Source organism: Sediminispirochaeta bajacaliforniensis DSM 16054 (assembly GCF_000378205.1).
GTDB classification, from domain to species: Bacteria; Spirochaetota; Spirochaetia; order DSM-16054; family Sediminispirochaetaceae; genus Sediminispirochaeta; species Sediminispirochaeta bajacaliforniensis.
On record NZ_KB899426.1, the window covers coordinates 20,962 to 35,010 of the forward strand.

Annotated in this window: 12 protein-coding genes; 2 read left to right on the forward strand and 10 right to left on the reverse strand. The window is 53.1% G+C overall.

The window, feature by feature from the left end; all coding sequences use genetic code 11:
* Window positions 1–8 precede the first annotated feature (8 nt).
* The 8 genes from coaE to F459_RS0117685 form a co-directional block, all read right to left on the reverse strand.
* Complete coding sequence (coaE, locus tag F459_RS0117645; RefSeq protein WP_020614040.1) at window positions 9–596, reverse strand: dephospho-CoA kinase; 588 nt, start codon at window positions 594–596, stop codon at window positions 9–11.
* Window positions 596–3,331: a DNA polymerase I gene (gene polA / locus F459_RS0117650; RefSeq protein WP_020614041.1), complete on the reverse strand. Its 2,736-nt coding sequence runs from the start codon at window positions 3,329–3,331 to the stop codon at window positions 596–598. The genes coaE and polA overlap by 1 nt, the downstream gene beginning before the upstream one ends.
* On the reverse strand, window positions 3,328–3,780 hold the full coding sequence (locus tag F459_RS0117655) for a hypothetical protein (protein ID WP_020614042.1): 453 nt from the start codon (window positions 3,778–3,780) through the stop codon (window positions 3,328–3,330). The genes polA and F459_RS0117655 overlap by 4 nt, the downstream gene beginning before the upstream one ends.
* A 28-nt stretch (window positions 3,781–3,808) precedes the next feature.
* Window positions 3,809–4,237 (reverse strand): flagellar export chaperone FliS, encoded by a 429-nt coding sequence (gene fliS / locus F459_RS0117660; protein WP_020614043.1) that lies wholly within the window; start codon window positions 4,235–4,237, stop codon window positions 3,809–3,811.
* A 121-nt stretch (window positions 4,238–4,358) separates the two neighbouring features.
* A complete protein-coding gene (locus tag F459_RS0117670; protein WP_033302019.1) occupies window positions 4,359–6,647 on the reverse strand; it encodes a polysaccharide deacetylase family protein in 2,289 nt (762 codons plus the stop codon).
* A gap of 7 nt (window positions 6,648–6,654) precedes the next feature.
* Window positions 6,655–6,924: a zinc-ribbon domain-containing protein gene (locus tag F459_RS23990; RefSeq protein WP_013256226.1), complete on the reverse strand. Its 270-nt coding sequence runs from the start codon at window positions 6,922–6,924 to the stop codon at window positions 6,655–6,657.
* A gap of 154 nt (window positions 6,925–7,078) precedes the next feature.
* Entirely contained in the window at window positions 7,079–7,876 is a 798-nt protein-coding gene (locus tag F459_RS0117680) for an MBL fold metallo-hydrolase (protein WP_020614046.1), read from the reverse strand.
* Entirely contained in the window at window positions 7,876–9,168 is a 1,293-nt protein-coding gene (locus tag F459_RS0117685; RefSeq protein WP_020614047.1) for an aminotransferase-like domain-containing protein, read from the reverse strand. The genes F459_RS0117680 and F459_RS0117685 overlap by 1 nt, the downstream gene beginning before the upstream one ends.
* Before the next feature lie 146 nt (window positions 9,169–9,314).
* On the opposite strand from F459_RS0117685, the gene pdxS reads away from it, so the two are divergent.
* Both pdxS and pdxT read left to right on the forward strand, forming a co-directional pair.
* The gene (gene pdxS, locus F459_RS0117690; RefSeq protein WP_020614048.1) at window positions 9,315–10,184 is read left to right on the forward strand and encodes a pyridoxal 5'-phosphate synthase lyase subunit PdxS; all 870 of its coding nucleotides are present in this window, start codon (window positions 9,315–9,317) and stop codon (window positions 10,182–10,184) included.
* Window positions 10,181–10,873, forward strand: coding sequence for a pyridoxal 5'-phosphate synthase glutaminase subunit PdxT (pdxT, locus tag F459_RS0117695; protein ID WP_020614049.1), 693 nt, complete (start codon window positions 10,181–10,183; stop codon window positions 10,871–10,873). Before pdxS ends, pdxT begins: the two co-directional genes overlap by 4 nt.
* Here the strand turns inward: pdxT and F459_RS0117700 are convergent.
* Window positions 10,788–12,110 carry a PhoH family protein gene (locus tag F459_RS0117700; RefSeq protein WP_020614050.1) on the reverse strand — a complete coding sequence of 441 codons (1,323 nt, stop codon included), beginning with the start codon at window positions 12,108–12,110 and terminating at the stop codon, window positions 10,788–10,790. The genes pdxT and F459_RS0117700 overlap by 86 nt on opposite strands.
* Before the next feature lie 181 nt (window positions 12,111–12,291).
* Window positions 12,292–14,043: an NADH-dependent [FeFe] hydrogenase, group A6 gene (locus F459_RS0117705; RefSeq protein WP_020614051.1), complete on the reverse strand. Its 1,752-nt coding sequence runs from the start codon at window positions 14,041–14,043 to the stop codon at window positions 12,292–12,294.
* Window positions 14,044–14,049 lie beyond the last annotated feature (6 nt).

The window sequence follows — 14,049 nt, forward strand, 5'->3', positions numbered from 1 at the left end:
TGCCTGCTTCATCCCTTCAACAAATTCGCCTCGATTCGAAGGACTTTTTTCCGCAAATGCCGTATCGAACCGACATTGTATATAGTATAAGTATCGACATCTTTTCTCAGTCGTTTAGCATCAATACTTTTTTGAGCGGAAAAGCGTTGAAGAATTCGCTGCGGGGGGAGGGCATCCCGCCGCAGGGCCCGAAAGAAACGGAGCGGCATCGGAGCGGAAACAAACAGGATCGCGTCGCAGAGCTTATCCAAACCCATCTTTTCAAGAATGGCAGCATTGACGATCACCTTCCCCCCAATCCCGACGTCGTCGATCCGCCGCCGGACCTCACGTACCATTTCGGGGTGCACGATAGCCTCCAGTCGGGCCAGGGCCTCATCATCACCGAAAACCCGCGCGCCCAGACGACGTCGATCGATGCCGTCCTTTCCATCCCCGACATCAGAACCAAAGGCCGCAACAACATCCGCGGCCCTGGCCGCAAGGGCGCCGTGACCAAGATCATCTACATCGATGACAATCCAACCCCTTTCGGCAAGCAGGGAGGCAACAAGATCCTTTCCAGCGCAGTAGCGACCGGTGAGACCAAGGACCATCAATGGAGATCTCCCCAGCTTCCCCCCCGCTCAATACTTACCGTCAAGGGAACCGAAAGCTTCACCGCCGACTCCATCTCCTCTTTCAGCAGCCTTTCCATACGGTCGGCCTCATCAAAGGGAACCTCGAACAGCAGCTCATCATGAATCTGCAGGACCATCTTGCTTTTCAATCCCTCAGAGGCCATTCGCTTACTAACGGCAAGCATGGCCAGCTTCACGATATCGGCGGCAGTGCCCTGAATCGGCGTGTTGACGGCAATGCGCTCGGCCCCCGCCTTCTCCGTCTTGTTTCTACTGTTGATGGCGGGGATGGAACGCTCTCTGCCGAGAAGGGTTTTGCTCACCCCGCTCTGCTCTGTCTCCTGCACCACCTTTCTCATGAAGCTCTGGATCCTGAAATAACGGCGAAAATAGGCGGAGATAAAGGAATCGGCCCTGCTTCGGGATATTCCCAATTCACGGCTCAGCCGAAAGGCGGACATGCCGTACATCACACCGAAATTAATGGTCTTGGCAATCCGACGCTGCTCGGAGCTGACATCCGCTTCCGACACATCGAAAATAAGGGAAGCCGTACGCCGGTGAACATCCCCTCCGCTGCGAAATGCCTGGGAAAGCTCGGGATCCTCGGACAAATGGGCAAGGACCACCAGCTCGATCTGACTGTAGTCTGCGGATATGAAGAGGTGTCCTTCGGCAGGGACAAAGGCAGAACGAATCCTTCGCCCCTCCTCATCCCGGATGGGGATATTCTGGAGATTGGGATCCTTACTGGAAAGACGCCCGGTAGCGGTCCCGGTCTGGATCAGCTGGGTATGGATCCTGCCAGTTTCCGGGTTGACCAGTTTGGGCAGGGCGTCGACATAGGTGGATTTGAGTTTTGCCAGGCTGCGGTGACGAAGGACCAGCAAAGGAACAACGTCTTCCCTGGCAAGCTCCTCCAGCACGGAGATATCGGTCGAATAGCCGGTTTTGGTTTTCTTTATCGGGGTGAGCTTCCGCTCCTCGAAGAGAACCTGCTGAAGCTGCTTTGTCGAGTTGATATTGAAACTGTGACCGCAGGCCTGCCAGATATCATCCTCGATCGTTCCAAGATCCTTTTCAAGCTCCCGGCCATAGGCCTCCAGGCGGTCGGAAAGCAGGGTAATGCCGGCACATTCCATCTCCGCAAGGATGGGTACAAGGGGCATCTCAAGCTCGAAAAAAAGCTTTTCGAGACCCCGCTCCTTCAGCTGGCGACGAAAAAGTTCATAGAAGCGAAAGGTGATGTCGGCATCCTCGGCCGCATAGCGGGTTGCAGTCTCCGCGGAGATGTCCTGGAACAGTCCGTCCTTCGGCACCACATCCTTAAATGAGATGGTCTTATAGCCTAAGAGTGAAGCGGCAAGGGGATCCATACCATAGCTGTTGGCTGTGGTATCGAGCAGCCATGCGGCGACCATGGTATCGAAGGCAAGGTTCTTCGTAACCACTCCCCAGCGACGCAGGACCTTGTAATCGTACTTGAAATTATGTCCGATAATGCGGACCGAAGGGCTTGAGGTGAGGCGCACAAGGCGCTCACGCACGGCATCATCGTCGAATTTCCGCTGGCCCTCCGCAATAAGGGGCAAATAGGCAGCCTGTTTCGGGCTAACGGCCAGTGAAAAGCCGACAGGATTGGCCAGCATGGCATCCAGGCTGTCGGTTTCTATATCAAGCGCACAAGCACCAGCGGTGAGAGCCTTTTCGATCCATCGGTCAAGACCTTCGAGATCATCAATCTGCTCATAACGCCCCTCTCCGAGAAGCTCATCGGAAACGGCGGAAGCCTCGGCACGTTTTTCACGCTGCCGGGAAAGCTGCTTTTCACTTATCTTAGCCCCTTTCGCCTGCTCGGCAAGGCTCTTGGCACCGTAGCGTAAAAGCAGGGGGACAGCGGCCTCACGGTTAAGTTCACCCACCGGAGTAGGAGCCTCAGGCGGAAGGGAAACATCTTTTTTCAGGATGATAAGGGAGCGGCTGAGAAAGGCATCCTCCCGGGAGGCCTCGAGCTTTGTCCGCTCTCCCGTGCTGCATGCATTGAGGTTTTCATACACCCCGTCGAGATCACCGAATTTCGTTAAAAGCTTGGAGGCGGTCTTGGGGCCGATCCCCTTGACCCCGGGAACATTATCGGCCTGATCGCCGGTGAGGGAAAGATAATCGACGATCTGATCAGCCTCGACCCCCCACTGATCGAAGACATCGTCCCTGCCGATGAGCTGATAGCCCCCCTTTTCGGGACGCAGCATACGGATCTCTCCCCCGAGAAGCTGCAAAAGATCCTTGTCGCCGGTCACAATGACACAGGGACAATCCTTTTTTCTGCACCGCTCGGCCATGGTGGCGATGATATCGTCGGCCTCTACACCATCTTTTCGCAAGACGGTCATTCCCATGGCACCGAGGATTTCCTCGATCATCGGGACCTGGGCGTGTAATTCCTCGGGGGCCTTTTCCCTATTCGCCTTATACTCGGGATACATCTCATGCCGAAAGGTCGGAACCCTCGAGTCGAGCACGACGGCGAGTGCGCCGGGACGGTATTCATCAAGGATTGAAAAAAGGGTCCGGAAAAATCCGAAAAGGGCCGAGACATTCGTCCCGTCGGGAGCACTGAGATGCCTTCCCATGAAGGCAAAATAGGAACGGTAAATAATACTATAGCCGTCAAGCAGATAGAGTGTGGTTGTTTCTTCCGATCTTTTCATCCGGTCATGTCGAAGCGACTCGGTTCGTCTACCCGGGGAAACGCAGGAGGTCTGAACGGCATGGCATGGAGAGAAGCAATTCTGCGGGAAAGCACCTTCATTTCCGTTTCCATCGACTGCCTGAGCGTGGATTGAAGGTCAAAAACGACATCCTTCTCCCTGATAAATTCGGCATCGAAAGCGGAAATAGTATCCTTTTGCCCCTGATCAGGCTCCAAGGATCTTCGCAACGGTACGATGACCCCTTGAAGTCCGTTTAAACGATCCAGGAGCTCCTGCTCCATCTTAAGATATTGGTTCATGCTATCGCCGAACCCGTTTGTATTGATGCTGCGATTCATGAGGTTAAGCAACTCCCTGTAGTGCGCCATGGCCTTGCGGCGAGCTGCAAGATGTATACGCAACCGCCTGTAGATAGCGTTTCTGTCTCCGGTAAGGGAACGAGCCATACTTCCCTCCCTCTTGTATGTGATTGTGCTAGCCTGCGATATTGATTCCGCCGGAGGCACTGCCTTCCGACTTGGAGGCCTTCCCCGAGATGATTTGGTCCCACGCTTCCCGAAGTTCGGACAGCTGGTTTTTAACCACCGACAGCTTATCGCTGTTTTTCTCAAGGTTTGCTTCCATCATCTGACGATTGAAAAAGGTGTAGAGGCTAAAAAGCCCCGTTGCTATCTCACCGCCCTGATCAAAATCAAGGGAAACCATCAATTCGGTTACCATATCCTGGGCTCGGAGAATCGCTGCATTGATTGCATCGTATTTTTTACTTTCCGCTCCGAGAAGTTTAACCGCGTATTCCAGCTGTTTGATTGCCTCATCATAGAGCATGATGATCAGCTTTCCACCGCCGGCGGTTTTGATGCTTGTCGTTTTGTAGGCGTTTACTCCATTATACCGGTTCACGCTTTCCTCCCCTCCCGTTTCGGGTTCTCTTTACACATATCGTCAGAGGATCCGAAAAGCTTAAGGAAAAAATGAGATCTGTCTATAACTTTTCCCAAGACCTGCACGGCCATACTATATGTCATCTGGCGTGCTCCATCAAGGTGGTAACGGGAACGATGGAATATCCTTCCCGAATGAGTCCGTTTATCAAAAGATCAAGATACTGAAACAGGTAATCGCCCCGGCCTTCTTCGAGCTCTCCAAGACGGATGGGGATGATCGATCCTGGCTGCTTCAGCTGCATGATTCGTTCGACAATATCCCTGCTTGCAAGATAAAAGCTATCTCCGTCACATTCAGTTTCAGGTACCCAATCCAGAGGATCGACATCCCTTCCCACATAGCGGTAGTTCATAGCCTTTCCGGCCGAAATGATATTGGTGCTGACAAAGTAGTAGGGTGCATGCCACAAAAGCGAGAGTTCCTTCCCCGTGGCGTCGAAAAAATCATCCTCGTTGCGGGCAAGTCCCCGTTTGATAAAGTCGACATCGACCTTGAACCGTGCATCAGTCATGTTGAAATAGACGTAAAACAGACTACCGATCTCGTGGCGGGAGGAAGCCAGCTCTTTTACCGCACCCGGATTGCGGCGAATAAACTCTCCGTTGACAAAGAAGGTCGCACGAAGGGCATAGTCGTCGAGGACCTGCAACACCTCGGTTAGCCCTTCGGGACTATCGATGGCATTGAAAATAAGGGCGACCTCCCGACGTCTGATACGCGATCCGTGAGTAAAGCTTTCGCCGACAAGGGGCTCATCGACATCGGGAAAGGGAACATAACGTTTTTCAGGTTCCGGAAAGAGCCGTTTCGTTCCGTAGCCGGCGACGCTCCGCACCATGACAATGTTGCGATAGCTGCTGCCGTTCACCGATTCGATATAAACCCTAAATGCCGTTCCCGCGGTGGAGGGGTCGACCAAGGCAGATTGTTCTTTCAGTTCTTCCCAAGCAGTGAAATCATCCGAACCGGTAAGGCGAAAAGAACGACCTCCTACAATATTCTCTTCCTCCCCGGCTTCGGTAAAACCGTATTCCCCCGCCTGACTCAGGGCGATAATGCGGCGCTCTCCTTTATCAAGGCCGACCAACTCGGTATACCGTTTACCGGCAATAAGCAGCTCCTTATCGCTGGGCCATAATACATGCATCGGATCGGGATGGGTAAAGGCAGAAACGCTTTTCCAGCTATCATACGCCTTCAGATCGACCCCGTCACCTCGCACCACCGCGACAAGCTCCTCGTTGGGAGAAAGCTCTATATCGGAAACACCGCTGCCCGGTATCTGCTGAAAGCTGAGGGCGTCACTCTCAACGGTAAGATCGATCCGAAAAAGACCGCTCTTCTTACCGCCGTCTTCAAAACTACCGGTCAACACCGTAATGATATTGCCGGAAGACCAGAGGATCTGCTTCACTCTTGTATTGCGGGGAAGCAAAAGATAGGGCAAGGATTTGATGCCGCCTTCAGCCAGATAATCATCGGCCTGAAGATAATAGAGGAAAAGGCTGCGGCCTCCCCGATTATAAAGGAGCTTGTTTCCGTCCGGACTCACCACAAAGGCATCGAAATTCGGATCAAAGACAAAGGGAACCTTTCCCACGATGGTTCCGATATCAAGCATCCCCCCGTAAATCGATCTGGCAAAGAATTCCGAACCAAGGATACGGTAGACAAGATTTCTTCTGATATAAAAAAGCTCGTTCTGCTTCGACCACACCACACTGGAGATACCACCGGGGCCGATCTTCCGATACGATTCGTCGATAACCCGGTCACCGGCCTTTTGCTCCATGGAAAAATAGTAGACATCTCCACCCTTCTGGTAGACGAAGAATTCGGAATTTCCCGCCCAGAGCGCCGGGGGATCATTATAACTAATCTCCACCGATGAAGAGACCTGAAAGAGTTCCTCACTTTCCACTTCATAGAGATAGAGATCCGCGTAAGCATCACCTGTCGGCTCAAGGTAGACAAGAAACCGACCGTCGGGAGAAGAGGATATCTGCAAAAGCTTACCGCTTTCGATATCGGCCCCGGAACCGAAACTGGGAAAGGCCCCCACCGTTTCAAGTCCTTTCAGCCCCGCCCCGCTTCGAAACACCCCAAAGCGGTTACGAATCTGTATCCGCTCCCCCCTGTCGAGCAAGGCAACCTGCTCGGGAAAAAACGAGAGCTGACTGATCGTTCCCGTGGAAAGATCACTTGCAAGCAAGGTATCGAAAGAACCATACACAGGGCTTTCGGTACGAGCGGAAAAGAGCAATTGATCATCCTTGGAAAGACGAAGTCCTGAAAAATCGACTTCCGCAGTCAGGGAAGAGGCACAAAACCCCATTATCAGCAGAAACAGTACCGTTCTTCTCATATCGATATTATTGTCGGCATGAAGGAATCGCCAGTTCAATAATTTGTTCCAATTCCCGATCAAGTTCTTCAAGTCGCAAGCGGGCCACCTCCAATCGACGCTCATAGCCGCGGAGTGCCACCTTCTCAAGGCGCAGAAAGGAGTTCTCCACAACCTCCTCGAAGCTGAGCGATTCAAACCGGGGCGGATCAACAATTTCGATGCCGCACCCCGGACAGATCCGCTCCCCACGTTCCAGAACATGCCCGCAATGAGGGCAGAAAGATACCGGTTCCATTACCTACAGTATACCCTTACCCATGGACGGATGCAACTCAAGAAGGGAAGAGGAATGGTCATTGTTTGAGCCAGAGAAAAATAACGAAATGAGTTTCGTATATTTATCCTGAACACATCGGTGAAGGCGCTGCCGGATAATACCAGGCCTGCACTCAGCCGAATCCATTGTGTATATCCACCCGGAATGAGAGCCCGTCCCAGGCCGGTTCCACCCCGGTCGGGAGCATCCTTCGAATATCCTCATGATCGACATCATGGGTAAGATGGGTGAACCACGCCTTTTCGGCCCCGATCTTCCGTACCGCCTCAAGGGCCTGGCCGAAGGAAAAATGGGTGGGATGGGGTTCCGGTCTGAGGGCGTCGATAACCACGTAACGGATTCCCGCAAGCAGTTCATAACTAGATTCCGGGATGGTGCTGCAGTCCGTAAGATAGGCAAAGGGGCCGATTCTGTAACCGAATACGGGAAGGTAGCCGTGGAGCAGCGGTATGGGAATCACTTCAAGGGAGCCGATGGTGATATGATCTCCCGGCCCAATGGGCTTGAGCAGAACCTTGGGTTTGCCGCCCCCCTCCTGGCCTGAGGAAAAGATATAGGAAAAGCGGCGACGTATCTCGTCCATGGTTTCGGCCGACCCATACAGGGGGATGGGGCCGTTGAAGCTTAAAGGACGCAGATCGTCCAAGCCGTGAAGATGGTCCGCATGGGCATGGGTATAGAAAACCGCATCAATGTGGGAAATTCCCTCCCGCAGTGCCTGGAGGCGAAACTCGGGAGCGGTATCAAAGAGAATAACCTCGTCTTCCGCCCCGCGGACCAGAGCACTGGCCCGGCTGCGATGGTTTTTCGGATTTTTTGAACGGCAGACAGGACAGATACAAGCGATGACCGGCACGCCGTGGCTGGTCCCGGATCCAAGGATGGTAACGGTACATGATGATTGCTTCATCAGAAAATTCCCTTCGGCCCGTCGTTGCCCAAGGCGTCGAAAACGCCGCCAAGATATTTGAGTCCGGCTACAAAGCGCTCTTCAGACATTCCCATGAAGGAGAGTCGAAACCGGTAACGGGAAGCAGGATCAAACGAAAAATTCTCGCCCCCGGCCCAGGGAGCCGAGGGAAGCGAGGGATCTATGGTACTGGTGACCCAGATGTTGTATCCCAGACGGCCGGCGGTGAAGGAAAGGAAGGGGTAACGGGCCAGAAGTATTTCAAGGTGTCTCCTCCGGTCTTCACAAATCTTTCGGTTGATCAGGATACTCTCTTTTAGTGTTCCCGATTCAACGAGAGCGGCGACCAGATGCTGCATAAAACTGCTTGTTCCGATATCCGCGGTAAATTTACTGAACAAAAGGTCTTCCCTCAGTGCCCCCGGAGCAACAAGAATGCCGATTCGAATTCCAGGTGCAGTCACCTTGGACAAGCTTTTTATGTAGATGGTCCGCTCGGGAATCAAATCGAGAAAACGCATAGGTGGATCATCAAAAAACGAAGGCAGGAATTCGGAAAGATAGTCGTCTTCAATGATGAGGAACCCGTATGTGGAAGCAAGTTCGGTAATCCGCTTCATAACTTCCGGGGTATAACTGATTCCCGTCGGGTTATGGATTTGCGGCATTGTATAAAACGCCTCGATTCCCTCCCTGGCATGCTTCTCCAGAAGATCGAGATCGGGACCATCCTCAAGGAGGGGAACAAAGCGTTTCGGCCTGAAAAGGTTGACGGCCCCTGAGTAGGTGGGATCTTCAAAGAGAACCACATCCGAAAGCGAGCCGGAAAAGAGCTTGCCGGCAAGATCAAGCCCCTGCTGGGCACCGGAGATAACCACCGTCCTATCCCGCGGTGTGCGGTAAAAGGAAGAGAGGGCGTCGAGACAGCGGGAGTTTCCACCAGGCGGGGCTGCGGCAAATAGCGACACACCGACCTCCGCAAAAAGCTCGCCCGTCAATGTCCTGACAGCATCCAGAGGAAAAAGGTCCTCGCCGATGGACGCAACCTGAAAGGGAAAGAGCCCGCGTTCGGATTCGATTCGGCGGGGGTATTTGACAAAGGAGCCCCTGCCGACACTGTTTTCTATATACCCTTCGGCCTTGAGGCGATCATATGCCTTTTTGGCCGTCAACTTGTTGCACCCCCATCTCTCGGCAGACTCGCGAATAGAAGGGAGCTGATCCCCGGGAGCATAGCGCCCCTCCTCGATGGCCTGCCGCAATGATTGAACCATAGTTTCGATAAGAGACATAAACACCTCTTGACAAAATAGCACAATGATATGATTGTACTACAAGAGAAAAGAATGTATTAGAGACGGTACATAATCGTCCGCCCCGGAGCCCGTTCTTTAGTCTACCGGCTCCGAAGCATGTTGTCCACGAGAAGGAGGCAAAGATGGACAGGTCACGAGAAAAGATCAACAAGGGTTTCGCCGAAATGTTCAAGAACGGCGTCATCATGGATGTAACGACCCCCGATCAGGCAAAAATCGCCGAAGATGCCGGAGCTTGTGCGGTCATGGCACTTGAACGGGTGCCTTCCGATATCAGAAAGATAGGGGGCGTGGCACGGATGAGCGATCCGGCCATGATCCGTTCGATCATGGGAGCGGTGAGCATCCCGGTGATGGCAAAATGCAGGATAGGGCACATCACCGAGGCACGTATCCTGGAGGCGCTGGAGATAGACTTTATCGACGAAAGCGAGGTACTGACGCCCGCCGATGAAGAACGCCACATAGACAAGAAGCTTTTCAAGGTTCCCTTTGTCTGCGGTGCCAGAAACCTTGGCGAGGCACTTCGGCGTATCAATGAAGGGGCAAGCATGATCAGAACCAAGGGCGAAGCGGGTACCGGCAACATCGTCGAAGCGGTTCGCCACACCAGAACGATTGCAGGCGAGATCGCCGGCCTGCAGGGGCTCGACGAGGAAGGCCGTAAGCGGAAAGCTGCCGAATACCGGGTACCCATAGAACTTGTAGAACAGACAGCCACATTGAAAAGAGTTCCGCTAGTCAACTTTGCAGCCGGCGGGGTTGCAACTCCGGCTGATGCAGCCCTCATGATGGAGCTGGGCTGCGATGGTGTCTTTGTCGGCTCCGGTATCTTTACCAGCGAGCATCCGGAAAAGATGGCGGCGGCGATTGTGGAAGCGGTTATTCACTACCAGGACCCGAAACGCCTGGCTGACATCTCATCCGGCTTGGGGGCCGCCATGAAGGGGCTTGAGATAGCCACGCTCCAGACGGTTATGGCGGGAAGATGAGTAAAAATAGACCTGTTGTCGGCATCCTCACCTTTCAGGGAGCCGTACAGGAGCACATAGCCCCCCTTGCCCAGGTTGGTGCCGAGTATAGGCTGGTACGCCTTCCCAAAGAACTCGAGAGGATTGATGCACTGATCATCCCGGGTGGTGAAAGCACCGTTATAAATCGCTTCCTCCACCGTTACGGGATGATCGATCCAATGAGAGCCTTTGCGCAAAACGGGCACAGGATCTGGGGGATTTGTGCGGGAGCGATTGTCCTGGCGACAAATGTCGACGGAGAGGCGGGAAAAGGTGCATCACTATTGGAGTTCCAGGTACGAAGGAACGACTACGGCAGGCAGCTGGCCAGCGGTGATAACCTGGTCTTCTCCCCGGAATTTCTCCCCACAGAAGGGGCGATGATGCCTTTCATACGGGCCCCCCGATTCGCAGCATCCAAGAGCAGGGAGGTGAAGGCCATAGCAACACTAGAAAACGGCGAACCCGTCGGTTTTATCGGCGGCAGCCAGGAGAACATCCTTGCCACCGCCTTTCATCCGGAACTTAGCGACGTAATGAGCTTCCACGCCTGGGTCGCCGGAGAGCCCCTGCCGCGGGATATTAAAGCAACTCGGCGGCAAGCTCGGCAAGGGGACTTCGTTCGGTGTGCTCCAGAAGAACCTGCCCGTAGATACGCTGTCCCTTGAAGGCCTCGACAAGATAAGTCAGTCCGTTGGAACTTGCATCAAGGTAGGGGCTGTCGATCTGATAGGGATCACCGGTCAAAACGACCTTGGTGCCCTCCCCTGCCCTGCTGACGATGGTCTTTATCTCGTGGGGAGAAAGGTTCTGGGCCTCATCAATGATGATGAACTGGTTCGGAAGGCTTCTCCCCCGAATATAGGTGATGGCCTCGATCTCCACCATGTTGCTTGAGATGATGGCATCGACACTTTTGAGATTGGGGCGTTTATGGACCGAAAGAATAAACTCGAGGTTATCGAAGAGAGGCTGCATCCAGTGGGAGAGTTTCTCTTCCTTTGCTCCGGGAAGATAGCCGATATCCTTGCCGAGGGGAACGATGGGACGACTTATCAGCATCCTGCCGTAGGCGGAATCATCAAAAACCTTTTTCAACCCTGCGGCAATGGCAAGCAGGGTCTTTCCGGTTCCCGCTTTTCCCACAAGGGTTACGAGTTTTACCGTATCGTCGAGAAGTAACTCAAGGGCCATTCTCTGTTCCATATTAAGGGGATGGATTCCGCTGATCGCGCCGGGCAATTCGTCCACCAGATCGAGCCCCCCGTCCCGGCCGTTGTAGCGACCTAAAAGGGGTTCGTCATGCTCCTTATCTTCCAGAACGACAAATTCGTTTGGGTTGAGGGTATCTTTCCAGTTGAGAAATTCCTCCTGGGAAAAAAGCTGATAGCTGTCAGAGCCGATATTAGCTCCCCGATAGCCGGAATAGAGTTCGGCGAAATTGACCTTTTGCTTTTCATAGTCGACGGCCTTCAGCCCGAGGGCGGAGGCCTTGACCCTGGCATTTATATCCTTCGAGACGAAAAACACCATTCTGCCGTCCCTGTTCTGGATAGTCAGCGCCGTAAGAATAATCTTGTTGTCGGGTCTGCTTCGATCCAGACCTATTTCGATATCGTCATCATAGTGAAGGGCCACCCGCAAAATCGACCCGTTCTCCATCTTGGAACCGCTAGTCGGATCTCCATGCTTGGTGATTGAATCGAGGAATCGGATTGCATGCCTGGCGTTCCGGCCTCGTTCGTCGCTGTAGGTTTTGAGCTTGTCCAATTCTTCGAGAACCCAGAGGGGTACGACGATTTCGCTGTCTCGGAAACTCAGGATCGCATCATACTTGTGGATGAAGACGTTGGTATCGATAATGAAGACCTTACGATCATTGCTGTTTCTGTCATCTCCTGCCATGAAGTCCTCCTTGGGATGCTTTCTTCCTCCATTGTAGTAGTGGTACCGGCAAAATGTCCAATGAGAAATTGGTAGTGTTTGTTAGTGTTCCGAATCCTGGTGATACTATGCCCGCACATAGAAAAGGGAGCCGAGAAATCCCGGCCCCCTATATTCAAATGGGTAAAAGAAAGAGCTGATACTATTTGCGGTAGAGCGGTCTCGGCGTATAGCCGGTATGAAGCAACTCGTGGCTCTTGTGGCCCAAAGGTTCACCAAGGAACTCTTTGTAGATCTGAGAGATCTCAGGGTTTTCATGGCTACAGCGAACAGCAGAGTTAACATCGTCCTTGTAGAGCCCTGCGATTCTCTTTTTTCGGACCTCGTCGGTAGTACCGTAAGGCTGGCCACCGCCGGAGATACAACCGCCTCGGCACGCCATTACCTCGATAAAATGATAAGGGGGTTCTTCGCCCTTTTCACGGGCATCCCGGACCTCATCGAGGATCTGGCTCACATTGGCCATACCATGGGCAATTGCAACCTTTACCTTTTTGCCGTCGATATCGACCTCTCCCTTTCTCACACCTTCGACACCGCGGACCTCATTAACCTCAACCTTTTCCAGCTCCTTGCCGGTAATAAGCTTATGAGCGGTACGTAGCGCAGCCTCCATAACACCTCCGGTAACACCGAAAATGGTACCTGCACCGGAGTATGCACCGATGGGGCTATCCGCCTTCTCGTCCTTCAGGCTTGCAAAATCGATCCCCATCGCCTTGATGAGACGTGCAAGTTCTCTCGTAGTCAGAACAACATCGACATCCTGGTAACCCGAGCTGTACATCTTTTCACAGCGGGTAATCTCATATTTTTTCGCGGTACAAGGCATGATGGCGGCAGAGTAGATATTTGCCGGATCGATCTTCTTTTTCTCGGCATAGTAGGTCTTGGTGATTGCACCCTGCATCATCATTGGGCTTTTTGCCGTCGAGAAATTGGGAATCATATCCGGGTAGTACTTTTCCATGAAGTCCGTCCATGCAGGACAGCAGCTGGTGATCTGCGGGATTGCACCGGTTCCCTTGGTGAGCCGCTGAACCAGCTCGCTTCCCTCTTCCATGATGGTAAGGTCGGCGGAAAAATTGGTATCGAATACCGCATCTATCCCCAGCTTGCGCAGTGCAGCATAGATCTTTCCCGTGCTGATCTCCCCAGGTTCCATACCGAAGGCCTCTCCAAGAGCGACCCTAACTGCGGGAGCAATCTGGACGGCAACATGCTTTTCGGGATCTCTGATGGCAGCAAGCAGTTTTCCGGTTTCATCCTTTTCGAAGATGGCTCCAACCGGACAGTGGGCCGAACACTGACCACACTTGATACAGGGACTGTCGTTCAAGCTATCATCGGCAGAGGGTGCAATTCTTACATTCTCACCGCGTCCGATAAACTCAAGGGCCCATACACCCTGCATAACCTGACACACATTGGCACAGCGGCCGCAGTTTACGCATTTTTCCGGGTTGAACACGATCGACGGAGTCGATGTGTCGGGTTCGATCTCACGTATCCGCTGTTCAAAGGGCTGCTCCCGGATACCGAAATCCGCTGCAAGCTTCTGAAGTTCACAATTCCCGTTCCGTCCGCATTTAAGGCAGTCGTTGGGGTGAGTCGAAAGAATCAATTCAATGACGGTACGTCTGATCTCATGGAGTTCTGGATCATGGGTAATGATGCCCATCCCTTCGGAAACAGGGGTGGCGCAGGCCCTAACCATTTTGGGGCTGTTCTCCAACTTTACAACGCAAATACCACAGGCGGCCCAGGGGGGAAGGTCGGGATGATAGCAAAGAACGGGAATCTTTACATTCACCTGCTCTGCTGCCTTGAGAATGGTCGTTCCTTCGGGAACCTGGACCGATTCGCCGTTGATTCGTATATTGACGGTTTTCACCGGTTT

Bases quoted from the DNA above. Each gene is read 5' to 3' on its own strand.
- coaE (WP_020614040.1), bottom strand. From the start codon at position 596: ATGGTCCTTGGTCTCACCGGTCGCTACTGCGCTGGAAAGGATCTTGTT.
- polA (WP_020614041.1), bottom strand. From the start codon at position 3,331: ATGAAAAGATCGGAAGAAACAACCACACTCTATCTGCTTGACGGCTAT.
- F459_RS0117655 (WP_020614042.1), bottom strand. From the start codon at position 3,780: ATGGCTCGTTCCCTTACCGGAGACAGAAACGCTATCTACAGGCGGTTG.
- F459_RS0117670 (WP_033302019.1), bottom strand. From the start codon at position 6,647: ATGAGAAGAACGGTACTGTTTCTGCTGATAATGGGGTTTTGTGCCTCT.
- F459_RS23990 (WP_013256226.1), bottom strand. From the start codon at position 6,924: ATGGAACCGGTATCTTTCTGCCCTCATTGCGGGCATGTTCTGGAACGT.
- F459_RS0117680 (WP_020614046.1), bottom strand. From the start codon at position 7,876: ATGAAGCAATCATCATGTACCGTTACCATCCTTGGATCCGGGACCAGC.
- F459_RS0117685 (WP_020614047.1), bottom strand. From the start codon at position 9,168: ATGTCTCTTATCGAAACTATGGTTCAATCATTGCGGCAGGCCATCGAG.
- pdxS (WP_020614048.1), top strand. From the start codon at position 9,315: ATGGACAGGTCACGAGAAAAGATCAACAAGGGTTTCGCCGAAATGTTC.
- pdxT (WP_020614049.1), top strand. From the start codon at position 10,181: ATGAGTAAAAATAGACCTGTTGTCGGCATCCTCACCTTTCAGGGAGCC.
- F459_RS0117700 (WP_020614050.1), bottom strand. From the start codon at position 12,110: ATGGCAGGAGATGACAGAAACAGCAATGATCGTAAGGTCTTCATTATC.